Source organism: Wolbachia endosymbiont of Armadillidium arcangelii (assembly GCF_040207875.1).
GTDB lineage: Bacteria > Pseudomonadota > Alphaproteobacteria > Rickettsiales > Anaplasmataceae > Wolbachia.
The window spans coordinates 527595-545203 of sequence record NZ_CP157942.1 but is presented as its reverse complement, the minus strand read 5'-3'; the positions used below and the strand labels follow the sequence as shown (position 1 = coordinate 545203).

Genomic DNA, 17609 nt, shown 5'->3' with positions numbered 1-17609 from the left:
TTTGTTTTAAGAAATGTGTATAAATCATAATGTTAAGGTTGAGTTTTTATTTAAGTTAGTTGATCAGGGAAATCAAAAGGAAAAAGAAAAGATTAAAGAGTTTATAAAATACTTTTATAATTTTGTCTATAATAGTGACCTAAAAGTCAACGATAAATTTCTTTTATACATTGCAGAAGATGCATACAACTTCATTCTCAAAAAAGAGAAAGAAGGAAGTAAATTGGCGGTAAATAATGTAAATGATATTTCAGGGATAGAAGGCAATTTCACTATAATTAAGATAACAAATGATGACATACCTTTTTTAGTTGATTCTATTATTGCCACTATTAAGTCGCATGATTTAACCATATGCTACTACAGTAACAGCATAATTAATGTCCAAAGGAAAGATAGCCTAATAGATAAGATTTATCTTTTGGAAGAAGGTAATGGAATCAAAGAGTCAGTAGTATATGTAATTATTAAAGGTATAAGTGACAGTTTTGTTGATACATTAAAAGAATCTCTACAGAAAACGCTGAAAGCGGTTAATTGTGCTGTGAAAGATTGGCACTTAATGCTGCAAAAGCTGGATGAGGTTCTTGAACAGCCGGAGTCGAACGCTGTAAACAGAGATTTTCTGGCTTGGTTGAAGAATAACAATTTTGTATTTCTAGGTTACCAAGAATACATTGCTAATAAAGATGAAAAACTTGTTCCAAGTGATGAAAAAAATCTTGGTTTGATGAGAGCAAGTGAAGAGTATCAGGATTCATTGATTTTTTCTGAAAATTTGAATTCTTTATACATACTAAGATCAGACCTAATCTCAATAGTTCATCGGCGTACGTACATGAACTGTATAGGGGTGAAAGAATTTAATGACCAGGGTGATATGATAAGGGAACGGCATTTCTTTGGGCTATTTACTTCTGTAGCGGAAGTTCAAGATATTCAAACTATTCCGATAATAAAGAATAAAGTCAAGACAATAGAAAAAAAGGCAGGGTTTGTGCCTGGTGGCCATAACAACAAAGCTTTAATCTCTATCTTACAGACATTCTCTTGTGATGAATTATTCCAGTCAAATGAAGACGAGTTATTTGAAATTTGCACTTCGATCATGTCTCTTGCGATTAGACCAAGAGTCAAATTATTTTTGAGAAAGGCAGGGAACTTTATTAGTTGCATAGTACTGATACCGATGCGTTATGCTAGTGCAAGGCTAATGTTTAAGATACGCGATATATTGAAGGATGAGACGAATGCAGAAAGTTCAGATATTTATAACAATCACATTATCAATGAATATGATTTGATGAAATTGCACGTGGTGCTAAGAACCAAAAGCGCTAGCGTTTTTGATGATGAAGTTTTACGTATCGAGAACAAATTAAGAAACATTACAGAAAAGTGGGAAGATCGTTTTATAGACAATTTATATAATACTTTTAGCACTGTTGAGGATGTATTCATTCGTTACTGCAAAGCGTTTCCAATAAGCTATCAAGAGAATTTTGAACCTCATGATGCGTACTATGATATGAAAAAATTGGAGATAGTGAGAAAGAAAAAAGTCAGCGAAGTTGATTTGAGGCTTACTCGTGACAATCTCAACTATCAATTGAAGGTTTACACTCCAAGCAACGGAGGCCTTGAATTGTCAAAGATATTAAAGGTTACTAAGAATTTAGGAGCTAAGATTCTATCTCATAATGGCTATTACATAGAAATTAACGATGGAATATGGATACACCATTTTGTGTTGTCAAGAGTTGACGAATTGATAGATAACATTATTCTGAAAGAACAATTTGAAATAACGCTTGCAAAAGTATTCAGCAAGGAAATTAAAAATGACTATTTCAACAGTTTGATCATTATTGCTGGGCTCAAATGGAAGGAAGTGCTTCTGATTAGAGCGCTAAGTGCCTATCTAAAGCAAACGTTATTTAACTATAATCCAGAATATATACAAAAAATAGTATCAGAGTATCCAAAAATAATGAAATATCTGATACAGCTATTTCGTGCAAGATTCAATCCTAATATAGATATTGATAGAACAGAAACTACTAACATTTTCCAAGAAAAAATTGAAGAACTACTAAAAGAGATCAGCAATGTTTCACATGATTGCGTTTTACGTTCGATATTTAACTTGATAATGGCAATTTTGAGGACTAGTTATTATCAAGATGATAAGCCATACTTATCTATAAAATTTGATTCGAGTAGAATGAATGATTTACCTGATCCGCGTCCATATCGTGAATTGTATGTTTATTCAAACCTTTTTGAAGGAATACATCTAAGAGGAGGGAAATTAGCCCGTGGTGGTTTAAGATGGTCGGATAGGACGGAAGATTTTCGCACTGAAGTTTTGGGACTCATGAAAGCCCAGATGACAAAAAATGCGGTCATTGTGCCTGTTGGTGCAAAGGGTGGATTTGTAATAAAGCAAGTTTATAAAGACAAAAACATTTTAAGAGAGAAAGGTGTTGAATGTTATAAGAATTTTATCAGAGGAATGCTTGATATTACTGATAATGTAATTGATGGCAAAATAATTCCACCAGAAAATGTGATTAGGTATGATGAAGATGATCCATATTTGGTAGTTGCAGCAGATAAAGGCACTGCTTCATTTTCTGATTATGCTAACCAAATAGCCTCTGAATATAATTTTTGGCTTGGAGATGCATTTGCATCTGGTGGATCAGCAGGTTATGACCACAAAAAAATGGGTATTACAGCAAGAGGTGCATGGATTGCAGCACAACGGCATTTTTGGAGAATGAATAAGGATATTTACCAAGATGCAACTGTTATTGGAATTGGAGATATGGCTGGTGATCTGTTTGGAAACGGTATGCTGCTTTCAAGAAATATACGTTTAATCGGCGCATTTAACCATATGCATATTTTTATTGATCCAAATCCTGATGCAGAAAAGGGTTTTGCAGAGCGTAAACGCCTCTTTGAATTACCGTTTTCAACTTGGATAGATTACAGCAAAAGTTTGATTTCTCAGGGTGGCGGAGTATTTGAGCGTAGCAGCAAGCAAGTAGACATTTCTCAAGAAATGAAAAAGTGCTTTGATATAACGGAAGATACGTTATCTCCAAACGACTTGATCCGATATCTACTCAAGGCAAAGGTGGACTTCATATGGAATGGAGGAATTGGCACATTTGTTAAAGCAAAGAGTGAAAGTCATGGCATGGTTGGTGATAAAGTAAACGATGAGTTAAGAGTAAACGGTCAGGATATTAGAGCTTCTATGTTTATAGAGGGTGGCAATCTTGGTTGCACACAGCTTGGAAGGGTAGAATATGCTAAAATAGGTGGGTATATCAATGCAGATTTTGTTGATAATTCAGCGGGAGTAATATGTTCCGATCTTGAAGTTAATATCAAAATTGTTTTTATGAAAGGAGGGAAAATTTCCTTAGAAAAAAGGAATGAAATACTGGCTAGCATGGTAGACGAAGTTGCATTTAAAGTGCTTGAGGATCATAACAAAATTGAAACAAAAGCATTACTCCTTGAGTGCTTGCAAGCTAAAGAAAGATTGGAGCAGCACCATAGATTATTACTCAATTTAGAGAAATCTGGGCTGTTAAACCGAGACGTAGAATTCCTTCCAGCTGAAGAAGAGATAGCGAGAATGTTAGAAGGTTTCAGTTCTTCTCAGCTTTCTGTTCTGATGTCTTATGCAAGAACAGCAATAAAAAATGAAATTATACACTCTGAGCTACCTGAAAAAGATTTCTTATGCTGTGATTATTTACTAAATTACTTTCCACAAAAGATGGTAACAGAGTTCAAGGATTCCATACTGAAACATCAACTTCGCAGGGAAATTATTTCTACTTGCATTGCAAATGATGTAGTAAATAGGATGGGCTGTATATTTATTAATAATTTGGTTGAGAGTACTGGAATTAAAGTACATGAAGCAGTTAACATATATATCGTTGTCAATCACCTATATAATTTAAGTAGCCTTTGGCAGGGAATTGATAAATTGGATGGAAAAATAGATGTTGATTCATACTTGCAAATAGTGAGAAATGTACAAAAATTTATTGGTAGAGTATCATTTTGGTTAGTAAAAAATCTTGATCTTGTAGAACTAGATGGTGTTGCAGAATTTAGGGGTGCAATTGAAACTTTAGGCCATGATGTTTTAGATGAGCACCTGTTAAATGTCTATAATCATGGATACACTTCTTTAGTAGAACTTGATATAAATGAAGATCTAGCAAAGAGGGTTGCTGATCTACGTATTCTTATTTATGCGCTGGACGTTATATCTGTTGCTGAACAGACGTCTTTGTCCATTTTTGAAGCTGGTAGAATATACTTTGAATTAAAGTCGCTGCTAAGGTTTAATATGATCAGAACAATTGCCATCAATATGAAAAGCCGTTCTTCCTATTGGGATCGCAGCTTAATTAATGACTTATTGGATGATTTAAGCAATTATCATCATAAGCTAGCTGTTAAAGTCATAAAAGCTACTGATAATCATGTAGATAAGGTTCAAATTTGGGCTTATAGTAATAAGGATTGCATAGAACGTTACAATAGCTTTTTAAATGAGATGACTGCTTCTAAGCTTGATTTAAGCAAATTAATATTCATAATCAGAAGAATTAAAGTACTTGCTTCGTAGGAAAAATGTTTAACATAGGTTTTTCAGAAATTTTAGTTGTAGCTTTAGTGAGTATAGTTGTTCTTGATAAGAGTAAGGTACCTGTATTTCTTAATCTTATTAAAAATATATATAGGTATTTTGTGATTGTAAAGTCAAGAATTAGGAAATTGTTAAAGGATGCTGGGATTGAAGACTTATATGAAGAGTGTAATACTGAGAAAGTCAATTACATAGTTGGTGAAGATGGCAAACTTTATCCTGCTTATAATGTAGATAATACAAAAAATGACAGCAAAGATCCTAGTAGTAGATGATATACCATCTAATGTTAAGCTTTTGGAAGCTCAGCTAAAAGCAGAGTACTATACAGTTATAGTAGCTCACGATGGCGAAGAGGCGATTGATTTAGTAGCGAAACAGCAGCCAGATATTATCTTACTCGATGTTATGATGCCAAAAATTAGTGGTTTTGAGGTTTGTAGGGAGCTAAAGAATGATCCCTTAACGACTCATATTCCAATAATTATGGTAACTGCGCTGCATGACATTCACGATAGAGTGCAAGGCATTAATGCTGGTGCAGATGACTTTCTAACTAAGCCAATAGATGAAACTGCTTTATCTGCGAGAATTAAGTCTCTTATGCGCTTAAAGACAGTAATAGATGAATTACGCTTGAGAGGAGAAACTAATGCTGAGATTGGCGGAGTAACAGGTATGGATTATTCTAACCAAATCTTTGATGCTAGCATACTTGTTGTAGATGAAGACGTCTTTCAAGCAGAGCAGATATATAATGTACTAAAGCAGCGCTTTAGTTCAATTAGAATACTGAGTGATCCAATGGAGGCATTAAAGGTTGGTATTAAGGATAACTACGATCTTGTTATTTCTGGCATGCAATTTTCAAAAACTGATGGCTTACGTTTGTGTTCTTGGTTTCGTAGTAAGGTGGAGACACGTTATACACCAATTCTAATTCTTTCTGAGGATTATGATAAAAGCAATTTAGTAAAAGCACTTGATGTAGGTGCTAATGACTATTTAACAGTACCTTTGGATGAGAGTGAATTAATAGCTAGGGTTAATTCGCAAGTGAAACGCAAAAGATATCAAGATGCCTTGAGAATGAATTTATTTAATAATGTGGAGATGTCTATAAAGGATCCACTTACTAACTGTTATAATAGAAGATATTTTGATGCACACTTAAGAAACATTGTTAAGGATTCCATGGAAAAGGATAGAAGTTTGTCCCTTATGATGCTTGATATAGATTATTTTAAGATGGTGAATGATAACTTTGGGCATAATGCTGGAGATGAATTTTTAAAGCAAGTGCAGAAAAGAATTTCTGAAAATATCAGAGTGACAGATTTATTGGCTAGGTTTGGCGGTGAGGAGTTTGTTGTTGTAATGCCAGATACCAGTATATCGGATGCATGTACTATTGCGGAGAGAGTACGCAAAATCATTGCTAAAAAGCCTTTTATACTTGCAGATAAAAATACAGCTCACAATTTAACTGTGAGCATTGGAACCGCAGAAATGCAAAAATCTGACCTTGACAATATTAAAGAATTTATAGTACGTGCCGACAAATATTTATATAAAGCAAAAAACAGTGGTAGAAATAGAGTAGTTGCTGGTTGAAATTCTTTCAAAGAGGTGGTGACTCAGATTCAAATGATAGCATAAAATTTCTCAACTCTGGAAATTTCACATTTAACTGCAAAAATAGATATTTATTTAAAAAATGCCCTGTAATTTTCAGTCCTAGTCTAAATTCTTGATATGAGTAGCTGTTTTGTAGGTTGTTATTGTATACATCATGCAACATTTGTGGAAAAGGTAGTAGTTTATCTGCATAACAGTCGCCTGCTTTTTTCGACACTGCTCTACCAGTTTTTGGAGAAATAAATTGCAGATTTTCTTTCACACCTGTTACAGCACATTTTGATAGGTCTAACTTAAATCCAAGTTGCGTAAGAAGCAGAAGCTCTAAGTTAAGGTAATAGCTTTGCCAAAATTGGCTATTGTATTTAATTACATCGATGAAGTGTCTAAAATTGTCATACAACTCTGTACAGGATTCACTATCTGGAAGGATTTTTTCTAAGATAGAGGAAAAAGAAATAGCAGCAATACTTTTTAACCTATCTTGAAAAAAATGATGGAATGGAGATTCAATTAACTCGCACTTTAAAAAACCTAGATTTTCAGGTAACTTAGCACTCCATTCTACATGTAATAAATTACTTATTTGAAATTTATAGTTGCTATTGTTTGTTAATCTAGTTAATCCTCTGCACTTTCCATGATTTCTTGTAAATAGGGAAAGAATTAAATTTCTATCACCGTATTTTTTAGCAGCTATAATAACACCTTCATCTTTCCATCTCATTTGGAGTATATTGACCATATAGAAATATAAGGTTAATACGGCAAATTTGGTTAAGTCAACTGAAATACATTGACTTTACGTGCAATATTAGCTTTAAACCAGTAAAATAAGCTGCTCGACATATGCGTTTTTTCTATTTTAATTATATTCTTTTTTTGTCTCTATGTTGTTTTTTGCTTTTTTCAATGAAAGCCCAAACCGATGATACGTCAGTTATTCCTATACCACAAAGGAAAAAAGGATTAGTTGAACACGCGCAACCAAGGCAAATTATTGAAATGCAAGAAATTGATGAGGGTATTCCAATTCCAAAAAGAAAAAAGGGTGTAGAGAGAAAGCTAGGAGAGGATATCAAAGAGGCAAAAAATGAAATAAGAGACAAAAAAACCGTTGAAAGCAAAAAGGATGAGTTAGTTGTAACAGAAATTATTAACTCTATAAGGGACAAGCTGACAGAGTGTTGGAGCATTCCTGAAGGCATAGTTTATAAGGAAAATTTTAGTATAAAAATTAACTTATTGTTATCCAATAAAGGTGAGGTCATTGTGGCCAATATAGCAGACAGTATTTCCTATCAAAATCATCCACTTTTTAGGTCAATAGCAGATAACGCAATGCGTGCAGTATATAAATGTAGCCCGTTAATTGGCTTGCCTGCTGAGCACCATCACATTTGGCGCGAAGTCACATTGGATTTTATTCTAAATAGGTAAAATAAACTTTTCACATTACTCAAACTACTTCTATGCGATTCTTCGATGACAGTACTCAAGCGGCAAAAAACGGGCAGCACAACTAGCGAGTTTTCAATAAATGACGGTTAAAGACCTCTCTGCAACGTTGACTTCTCTTATATCTGTAATTTCACCGCTCTGATCGAACGAAATTTGCAGAGATTTACTGCTGTACTTCCTTTTTCCCAAGAAATTAGCTTGTTTAATTTTATATGAGACATAGTACCAAACGTTTTCATCGAACTTTGATACTAATGTTGGTGATCCTAAAGTATGAACCACTTTTTCTTTATCATCACCTACTTTTATCTTGCTCCACAGTTCAACATTAATGCCAGGAACTCCGCGATTATGAATAGTGTGTGTGCAGCTCACTGTGAATAATAAAATAAAAGATATTAATGCTCGCATTTTTGTTGATAAATCACTCGAAGCTATAATACACTAATAAATTACCTGCCGTCAAATTTCAAAAAGTTAAATTGACTAATATCGCTTAATATAGTATTTACTTCAAAGATAATTAGGTGTCTTATGTCGTTATTAGAATCGGATCCAATATACAAGCCTTTTAATTACCCTTGGGCATATGATGCATGGCTCCAGCAACAAAGGATACACTGGATACCTGAAGAAGTTCCGCTTGCTGATGACGTGAAAGATTGGAAAACTAAACTTTCGAATGTGGAGAAAAATTTATTAACCCAGATTTTTAGGTTTTTTACTCAAGCAGATATTGAAGTAAATAACTGCTATATGAGGCATTATTCAAATATATTTAAGCCAACAGAAGTATGTATGATGCTTGCAAGCTTTTCCAATATGGAGACTATACACATTGCAGCCTATTCATACCTTCTAGATACGATTGGCATGCCAGAAAGTGAATATCAAGCATTCTTAAAGTATGATGCTATGAGAAAGAAGTATGAATACATGTTAGAATTCGAGGAAAGCAAAAAACACGATAAAAAACATGTAGCTAAAACTCTAGCAGTGTTTGGTGCATTTACCGAGGGGTTGCAGTTATTCGCATCATTTGCAATTTTGCTCAATTTTCAACGCTTTGGAAAAATGAAAGGCATGGGACAAATAATTGCCTGGTCAGCCCGTGATGAAACTTTGCACACCAATTCAATTATCATGTTGTTTAATACATTTATTAAAGAGAATAATGAAATTTGGGATGACGAGTTTAAAGAGGAATTATATTCTGCATGTCGCACCATCGTTGAACTTGAGGATGAATTCATAAAGCTTGCTTTTGATTTCGGAGACGTTGAAGGATTATCCGCAGAAGAAGTGCGCAATTACATACGCTACGTAGCAAACAGACGGTTAATGCAATTAGGTCTTGAGTCCATATATGATGTTAATGATAATCCTGTTCAGTGGCTTGATGAAATACTAAATGGCGTGGAACATACGAATTTCTTTGAAAATAGAGTAACAGAGTATAGCCGTGCAGCAACTCAAGGCACATGGGAGGAAGCTTTTGCTGAAAACGATACAAACAGTAAAGAGCAGTAATTACACCTTTTTTTATCATTCCAGCACTTTATGCTGGAATCTGAAAAGAGGGGCTGCTGGTTTGATATTGTAATAACTGGGTCATAAAATAAAAATCCTACCATATTTTCTTAAATTTTCATTGACATCAACTATACACTATGATGAAATTCCCTAGTTTGTGCTAAGAGGTAGTATCAATGTTCAAAGCAATATTAGAAGAGGTTAACAGTAGTCCAGATCTAAATAAGGAGAATTTAATTGATAGAATTAAAGATGAGCTAAAGAAAAGAAATCAACTTATATATGATGATTGGAAAAAAAGCGAATTTGATATAAATCATCTATTTATACAGGATTTTATATTAAGTAAATTAGCTAAAGATGATGAGGAATTACTAAAGCTCTTCATGAATCAAGGAGAAACTCTTTTGTGTGTTGCTGCTAGACATGGATGTATAAAAGTAGTAAAAAATCTTCTAGAAAACGGGGCAAAGACCGATATAAAAATTAAGTATGGCGCAGCTCCTTTACATGGGTCTGCTGCATATGGGCATACGCAAATAGTAGAAGTCTTACTAAGAAAAGGAGCAAAGGTTGATTTACAAAGCGAAGATGGATTGACTGCTTTACATTATGCTGCTTGCCGCAATTGTACACGAGTAATCGAAGCTTTATTAGAGGAAAGAGCAGATATTAATATACAAGATAAAGATGGAAGAGCTTCTTTGCATTATGCTGCCGAATGTGGATATACAAGTACGGTAAGACTTTTACTAATAAATAGAGCTAATATCGATCTACAAGATAAAGATGGACATACTCCTTTGAATTATGCTTGGCGTAGTAAATATCCAGAAACAGCAAAACTTTTACTAGAATGTGGCGCAAATCCATCATTTATTCACAGGCCTAAAGCAAAAAAAGCAGGAGTTATTGTAGGTGTTACAGTTGCTATTGGGGTTCTAATAGCACTTGTTCACGTTACTACGTTATCTTTACTGTCAGGAGTTGATATTAGTATAGTATCTGCACTAATAATCGGTGGAATTTACTATGAGGTTGCGTATGGAGTATCAGAGTACTCATTGAGTAGTGAGTTAGATGATATTGATATTAGCAGCTATAGCATGCTTGTAACAACTAATTCAATACAGTAGTAACCGCGCCATGGCAGTGTTTGTATTTCTTCCCGGAGTTACAAGGGCACTTGTCGTTTCTTGAGACTTTGGGAAGTCTGATATTTTTAGCAGGGTGTAACCTGTTGCCTATTTCTTGGTTGTCTGCCAACTTAAAGTGTGCTAGGCGGTGAATGGTAAGTTCCTTCCATTTTTCAAGCATCGACTCAAACATCAAAAAAGCTTCACGTTTAAATTCATTCAGTGGGTCTTTTTGCCCCATGGCACGCAAATTTATGCTTTGTCTTAGGCTCTCTAAAACCGAAAGGTGTTCCCTCCATAAATGATCAAGTGTCATGATCATCACTTGTTTCACTATCGTATTCCACAAATCTGTAGTTTGTTGACTATTGAAATATTTTTCTTTCTCAGTAAAAAATTCTTGTATCTTATCATTTACATAATCTAAGGCTTCTTGTTTATTCAAAAACTCTTCTAGAGCTTCCTTGTTAAGCGTTACCCCATACCTTCTATCGAATTCTTTGGCAATATCTTCAACATAATCCTCGTAATAACCACTTTGTACTATACCTTCTATTACATCCTCATTTACTTCACTATATACTTCAACTAAGTCGTTGATTTCATTATTTAAAATATTATTTCTCTGCTTAAAAATAACCTTACGTTGATTGTTGATTACATCATCAAACTTTAACAAAGACTTCCGCACATCATAATTTCTAGCTTCAACTTTCTTCTGTGCCTTCTCAAGTGCTTTATTAATCCATGGATGATGAATAGCCTCGTTGTTCTTTAGTCCCACTCTTTGTAAAAAACTCCTCATTCTATCAGATCCAAATATCCTCATTAAATCATCTTCAAGTGATAAAAAGAACTTAGAAAGCCCAGGATCCCCCTGACGGCCAGAACGGCCACGCAGTTGATCATCTATTCTTCTGCTTTCATGCCTCTCGGTTCCAATAACACATAAGCCACCAGCTTTTATAGCAATTTCCTTATCTTTTTTTACTTTTTCAACTATTTCTTGATATTTTTTCTCTCTTTCATCAGCATTTTTTATTTTCTCGAGCTCTACCTTTACAATCATTTCAGCATTCCCACCAAGCTGAATATCAGTTCCACGTCCTGCCATGTTAGTTGCTATAGTAATGCTTCCTGGTACTCCAGCTTGCGCTATTATGTATGCTTCTTGTTCATGATAACGAGCATTCAATACTGAATGCTTAAGAGAATGGCTTTGCAAAAGTGTAGAAAGTTTCTCAGAGTTTTCAATACTTACTGTGCCAACAAGGACCGGTTGAAGGCGTATATGGCATTCTTCTATGAACTTCAACACAGCATTAAATTTTTCTTTTTCTGTGCCATAAATTTCATCATCAATATCAACTCTTTTTACAGGTACATTGGTTGGAATTTTTACTACATTTAATCTGTATATATCACGAAACTCTTCTGCCTCTGTTGCTGCTGTTCCCGTCATTCCGGAAAGTTTATTGTACATACGAAAGTAATTCTGAAATGTGACCGATGCTAAAGTTTGGTTTTCATACTGAATTTCAAGATTCTCCTTCGCTTCAAGTGCCTGATGAAGACCATCGGAATATCTCCTGCCCTCCATCATACGCCCAGTAAACTCATCAATAATCACTACCTTGCCATCCTTTGCTATATAATCTTTGTCAGCAGTGAACAGCTTATGTGCACGCAATGCTTGGTCTATGTAGTGAGTCATTATCATATTGTTGGTATCATAAAGCGAAGAATTTTCAGGAATGAGATTATATGACTTCAGTAGTTCTTCCACTCGTGAAATACCATCTTCAGTCAAGAACACCGTCCTACCTTTTTCATCTACTTCATAATCAGAGTCAACTAATTTGGTCACTATTTTATTGATATGCTTATATATCTGATTGTTTTCCTCAACTGGGCCAGAAATAATAAGCGGAGTGCGAGCTTCATCAATGAGTATTGAGTCCACTTCATCAACTATTCCGTAGTGAAAGCCTCTCTGAACCATGTCTTCTTGAGAGAATTTCATATTGTCCCGCAAGTAATCAAAGGCAAGCTCGTTATTTGTGGAATACACGATATCTGCACTGTAAGCCTCTTTTCTCTCTTCATCTGTCAAGTTATTCGTAATAAACGCAACAGAAACCCCAAGAGAATTATATAATTTGCTCATCCATTCTGTGTCTCGTTTTACAAGGTAGTCGTTAACAGTTACAACGTGCACGCCTTTCCCTTCTAAGGAATTTAGATATGCTGCTAAAGTTGCAACAAGTGTCTTTCCCTCTCCTGTTTTCATTTCTGATATCATGCCATTATGAAGGACCATTCCACCAATTAGCTGAACATCAAAGTGCCTCATACCAAGAAATCTTCGCGATGCTTCGCGTACAACCGCAAATGCAGGTATTAGAAGGTCATTTAGTGTTTTTCCATTTTTCAATTCTCTTTTAAATTCCGCGGTTTTACCAGCAAGCTCCTTATCAGATAAGCTCTGCATTTCTGGCTCTAGCACATTAATCTGCTGAACAATTTTTCTGAAGGACTTTATTATCTTCTTGTTCGTTGATCCAAATATCCTTTTTATAAAAAGAAGCGACAATGTAAAAATGAAGAATATAAGAATAGTTGTTAAAACTAACATAGAGTCTGGCATAAACTTGGGTAAAGTCTTATTTAATATGAGATTATATTACTAAACGTAGCTTGCGGCAATTAGATTCAGAAAATCTTTATTTACACACTAAGGAAAAGCTTCTTGCAGACGAAATGTTAAAGAATCTGCCAAAAGGGTTTAAAGATTCTCCGGTCAAGTTAGTTATCAAACGTTCCGAAGATCCAACTTTAATTTTAACTTTACCAAGAAAAGCAATACCTCATTACTAAGAAGTGGCTGGTTATATAATGTTTATCCATACCTAATTAAGTATATTAATGGGTAAATGAATTTTAATACAATCTTATTATACTTATACACACGTTGTATAGAATGAAGGCATGGAAGATTTTATAACTGCAAGAAGGAAAGATGATGCTGTGATATCTGTTTGTCAGGATAATAAGAAAAAAAACGTGTTAATCTCGGGACTCAATCAAGCCGCAAGGGATTTATTAAAATATGAAGAAGACAATTTACTTAATAAGCCGTTAATCAATATTTTGAGTACAAGAGCAGCCGATGATGTGAAAAGCTATTTAGAGTATACTGAAGATGGACGCGATTTGCCGGATATATTGCCAAAAGTGATAGGTTTTTCCTTAATTGACGCTAAAGGAGAAGATATAAAAACAAAGGTAAAAGTTTTTTGCACAACGCAATTTACTAATAGCAAGATTAATTATGAGCTATTGATACGTGACATTAGCCTGCTTCATAAGTTAAGAATATTTAGGGATAAATATCTGATGGGTAAAAAATATGAAAAACACAACTTGTTTGATATACCAAACAATGAGTCCACTATTTTGGAGTTGTATGTTCTATTGAGTTTTGCTTTTCAATACCAAATTACTGCAGTTATAGGAATAATAGGCTTAAATAGTAGCTGTAACGAGGCAAATGATGCACTAAAAATTGTCATAGAACATTTCTATCAAAATTGCCGTAGTGATGATTTTCTAGGATGTATTGATGAGAATAAGGTGCTTTTTATTTTGATTAACTGTGATGCAAAGAACACATCTAAAATAGTTAATCGTATACATTCTGCCATTAACAAGCAGTTATTAAAGCGAAAACTACTAAGTATATCAATAATTTATGGGAGTGTAATAAAAAGCATAGTGTCTTAAGATTCAGAGACACTTCTGTAGATGTGTAGTTTATTGTTATCTGAAATTCTTGACTTCCAATTTGGAAAATGCTATTATTATAATAGGTTATGTGAGGTAAGTATGGGTGCGCCAAGAAAAGCGTTTAGAATACAGTTGGTCAACCTAGGCAAAGTCTAGCCAATAGCCTAGAACAGACCATTATGGTGCGTAAGGTAACGAGCGTATCAAAGCTAATGGAATGGACAATTGCAGGGTACAACGAAAGTGAAGGTGTTGAGTCCCGAAATTTGTTATGACATAGAGGTTGACATTTTCCATGAGATGGAAGACAGCATGAAGGGTAACAACAAGGCAAGTTATCACTCACTCTATCGGGATCTGAGGCCGTGTCATGTGTTGAAATGGATTCTAAGTGAACTTGGGAGATCCTTTGTATTCCTAAAAGGTGCTCTGGAACAAGTCAATAAAGGCAAGGACTGGAGGAAGTGACCTTACCCAGAAAAAGTAGAGAGGAAGTTAAGAAGTTTTTTCAAAGAGGTGTGATATGACAAAAAGAAGAGAACATACAGCAGAATGCAAAAATGAAGACTGGAAAAAGAAACAGGTCAATCATCAGCAAAAATAGGAAGAGATTTGGGTATTAGCGGCTAAGCAGGTGGGTAAAAACATACAATGTCTGGAACCCAGGAAAAGGAACTTGTGACAAAGAAAAGTTTGATTTAAAGAAAGAGCTGGCAACGAGAGAAAGAGACATTTTAAAAAAAGCCCTGGGATATTTTGCAAACCAAAAAGAGTTTTTATAAAAGAACATGAAAACTGCTATAAAACACGGGAATTATGAAGGTTTTTGAACGTATCTGCTTGTATAGATGGATTACTCAGAAAAAAACAATAAGAGAAGAGCTCATACAAAGAAAAGCATCACAATGCAGGTGCGGAGCTCCTAAACTGAATTAAAGGCTTTAGGTAAAATCAAAACAATGTTATGCAGAAAAATGGCATTCAAGCTAAGCTTAGATGAAGGTTTAAAACTACAAATAACATATTGAATCAGAATTTCACCACTGATCAACTAAACAAGATATGGGTTTACGTACATAAAAACCAATCAAGGATGGTTGGCAATAATAGATTTAGTTGATAGGCATAGATATGGCTATTGCGCAAATCTGCTTATAGCGATCAAGGATCACAATACACCTCTAAAAATTATCAATTTTTACTGAGTACAAAAAGTATTATTTCTAGACAAAGGTTGTTGTTATGATAATGCTGTTTCAGAGAGCTTTTTTAGTTCACTCATACTCATTGATACTTCACAATACTCTGCACAACACCGCAATATTTGAATATATAGAAATTTTTTATAATAAACAGCGTAGACATTCTACATTGCATTCCTGAACTTTTTATTTTCATAGCAAAAACTTCTTTACTTCCTCTCTACTTTTTCTGGGTAAGGTCAGGCTTTAATCAAATCGCTTCAATTGCCGGAGCTGCTTGCCGTTGGAGCTGCTGCTGTTATGTATTATACTCAATGCAGACAACAAGATACTCAAATTGCTAATGCTCAAACAAATCAGGTAATTTCTAATAACTTAACTTTAGTTGAGTAAGACCAAGCTAAAAATCAATAGCATAACCATTATCTGAGAAAAAAGTTCAGAAAGATGTGTCCAATTAGCTAGTCAAGCAGAAGAGATAAAATGTAAAAATAGAGCTATTTCTACTGAGGTTGATTCTATTGAGTTAAGCAAGCTAACTAAAGCAACACTAGTTCAGCCTGGTTTACTAAGGGTTTTTTAAGTATCAACCCTTAAAAAAATCGGTGTAGGTTTGGGTAGTGTAATGTCTAAACCTACGCATGCGTTGCACAGAGATTTTAAATCACGTTGTTCTTTTGGAATTTGCAACTGATCGAGTATCATTTCTGCTGATTTTGGAACGATTGGCTTCAATAAAATGCCAATTATTCTGATATATTCGAGTAATTTATAAATCACTAAATTCATACGCTCTCTATCGGTTTTACTGAGTGTCCAAGGTGCACTTTTATCTATATAAGTATTAGCCTCAGAGGAGATATTGATAATTAAAAATATAATATGATTAAACTCATACTTTGAGAGATGATTCATTACTTGATCAAGTGTAGCTTTGCAATTTGGCAAACTCTCATCATCTTTAAGCAAATTTCGATCAATTGTTGGTACAACTCCCGAGCATTGCTTGTGCAGGAATGAAATTGTTCTTTGCACTAAATTACCTATATTGTTTGCCAATTCTGAATTTATTCGGCTGATCATGTTTTTCTTACTGAAATTACCATCTTGACCGAAACTTGCTTCTCGAAGAAGAAAATAGCGTAGTTGATCAACGCCAAACTCTTCTGCAAGACCGATTGGGTTGATAACGTTACCAAGAGACTTGGATATTTTTTCTCCTTCATTTAGCCACCAACCATGAACTGCAATTTGTTTTGGCAGTGGTAAATCTGCTGCAAGAAGAATAGCTGGCCAGTATACAGCGTGAAAACGCAATATGTCTTTACCGATCACATGAACGTTGAAGGAGTTTGTCCAAAACTTCTTATATTCCTCATCTTCTATATTAGGAAAGCCTATTGACGTGAGATAGTTAGTGAGCGCATCTATCCAAACGTAGATTACGTGTTTGTCATTTCCTGGTACTTTTATTCCCCAGTCAAAACTAGTACGAGAAATCGAAAGGTCAGTCAGTCCTGACTTTACAAACGATAACACTTCATTTTTTCTGCTCTCAGGAAAGATGAAATTCAGCTGATTTTCATATAACTCTAGCAGTTTGTTCTGCCAATTTGACAAGCGAAAAAAATAGCTCTCTTCTTTTATCCACTGAACTTCAGCGCCTGTTGGTGCTCTGCCATCTATCAACTCTGACTCCTGATAAAAAGCTTCGTCACGAACTGAATACCAACCTGAGTAAGAATCTAGATATATTTGTCCTCTCTCTTCAAGCCTATTCCATAGAACTATAACTGCTTGTTCATGACGTTCTTCTGTGGTGCGAATAAAATCATCACAATCAAAGTTCATTAGCTCAGCTAATTTTTTGAACGTAACACTTATTTCATCTGTAAATTCTTTTGGCTCTATTCCCTTTGCTTTAGCTGCTTTTTCAATTTTTTGTCCATGTTCATCTGTACCAGTAGTAAATTTGATGTTCTTTCCAGCTAGTTTTATAAATCTAGCTGCAACATCACAGATAAGGGAAGTATATGCGTGGCCGATGTGTGGCTTGTCGTTTACGTAATATATTGGCGTAGTGATATAAAAGCTCTCAAATTGCTTCATTTCATAGTGCTTAAAACTTAATCATATCTGCACTAGTAATAAAAATCAATATAACAC

The 17609-nt window shown here is 34.6% G+C and carries 12 protein-coding genes; 8 read left to right on the top strand and 4 right to left on the bottom strand.

Annotation, left to right across the window (positions count from 1 at the left end):
- Window positions 1-13: 13 nt before the first annotated feature.
- Genes ABLO99_RS02740 through ABLO99_RS02730 form a run of 3 tightly spaced genes read left to right on the top strand, consistent with a single transcriptional unit; the run spans window position 14 to window position 6301 of the window.
- Complete coding sequence (locus ABLO99_RS02740; RefSeq protein WP_349968158.1) at window positions 14-4666, top strand: NAD-glutamate dehydrogenase; 4653 nt, start codon at window positions 14-16, stop codon at window positions 4664-4666.
- A gap of 5 nt (window positions 4667-4671) precedes the next feature.
- Entirely contained in the window at window positions 4672-4962 is a 291-nt protein-coding gene (locus ABLO99_RS02735; protein ID WP_047759387.1) for a hypothetical protein, read from the top strand.
- Window positions 4934-6301, top strand: a complete 1368-nt coding sequence (locus ABLO99_RS02730; RefSeq protein ID WP_047759386.1) for a PleD family two-component system response regulator — start codon at window positions 4934-4936, stop codon at window positions 6299-6301. Before ABLO99_RS02735 ends, ABLO99_RS02730 begins: the two co-directional genes overlap by 29 nt.
- 7 nt (window positions 6302-6308) lie before the next feature.
- On the opposite strand, the gene recO is transcribed toward ABLO99_RS02730, so the two are convergent.
- Window positions 6309-7052, bottom strand: coding sequence for a DNA repair protein RecO (gene recO, locus ABLO99_RS02725; protein ID WP_349968157.1), 744 nt, complete (start codon window positions 7050-7052; stop codon window positions 6309-6311).
- Window positions 7053-7174: 122 nt separating this feature from the next.
- Between recO and ABLO99_RS02720 the strand changes: the two genes are divergently transcribed.
- The gene (locus tag ABLO99_RS02720) at window positions 7175-7765 is read left to right on the top strand and encodes a hypothetical protein (RefSeq protein WP_179943856.1); all 591 of its coding nucleotides are present in this window, start codon (window positions 7175-7177) and stop codon (window positions 7763-7765) included.
- Window positions 7766-7858: 93 nt separating this feature from the next.
- Here ABLO99_RS02720 and ABLO99_RS02715 read toward each other — a convergent pair whose 3' ends face one another.
- Window positions 7859-8197 carry an outer membrane protein assembly factor BamE gene (locus tag ABLO99_RS02715; protein ID WP_047759384.1) on the bottom strand — a complete coding sequence of 113 codons (339 nt, stop codon included), beginning with the start codon at window positions 8195-8197 and terminating at the stop codon, window positions 7859-7861.
- A 123-nt stretch (window positions 8198-8320) separates the two neighbouring features.
- Here ABLO99_RS02715 and ABLO99_RS02710 point away from each other — a divergent pair, with 123 nt between their 5' ends.
- Complete coding sequence (locus tag ABLO99_RS02710; protein WP_047759383.1) at window positions 8321-9316, top strand: ribonucleotide-diphosphate reductase subunit beta; 996 nt, start codon at window positions 8321-8323, stop codon at window positions 9314-9316.
- Window positions 9317-9495: 179 nt separating this feature from the next.
- Window positions 9496-10455: an ankyrin repeat domain-containing protein gene (locus ABLO99_RS02705; protein WP_349968154.1), complete on the top strand. Its 960-nt coding sequence runs from the start codon at window positions 9496-9498 to the stop codon at window positions 10453-10455.
- Here ABLO99_RS02705 and secA read toward each other — a convergent pair.
- The gene (gene secA / locus ABLO99_RS02700) at window positions 10439-13102 is read right to left on the bottom strand and encodes a preprotein translocase subunit SecA (protein WP_349968153.1); all 2664 of its coding nucleotides are present in this window, start codon (window positions 13100-13102) and stop codon (window positions 10439-10441) included. The genes ABLO99_RS02705 and secA overlap by 17 nt on opposite strands.
- Before the next feature lie 50 nt (window positions 13103-13152).
- Here secA and ABLO99_RS02695 point away from each other — a divergent pair, with 50 nt between their 5' ends.
- Both ABLO99_RS02695 and ABLO99_RS02690 read left to right on the top strand, forming a co-directional pair.
- Window positions 13153-13332, top strand: coding sequence for a hypothetical protein (locus ABLO99_RS02695; protein WP_153295581.1), 180 nt, complete (start codon window positions 13153-13155; stop codon window positions 13330-13332).
- A 111-nt stretch (window positions 13333-13443) separates the two neighbouring features.
- Complete coding sequence (locus ABLO99_RS02690; protein ID WP_349968151.1) at window positions 13444-14238, top strand: hypothetical protein; 795 nt, start codon at window positions 13444-13446, stop codon at window positions 14236-14238.
- A 1784-nt stretch (window positions 14239-16022) separates the two neighbouring features.
- On the opposite strand, the gene metG is transcribed toward ABLO99_RS02690, so the two are convergent.
- Complete coding sequence (gene metG / locus ABLO99_RS02680) at window positions 16023-17552, bottom strand: methionine--tRNA ligase (protein ID WP_349968149.1); 1530 nt, start codon at window positions 17550-17552, stop codon at window positions 16023-16025.
- Window positions 17553-17609: the final 57 nt, after the last annotated feature.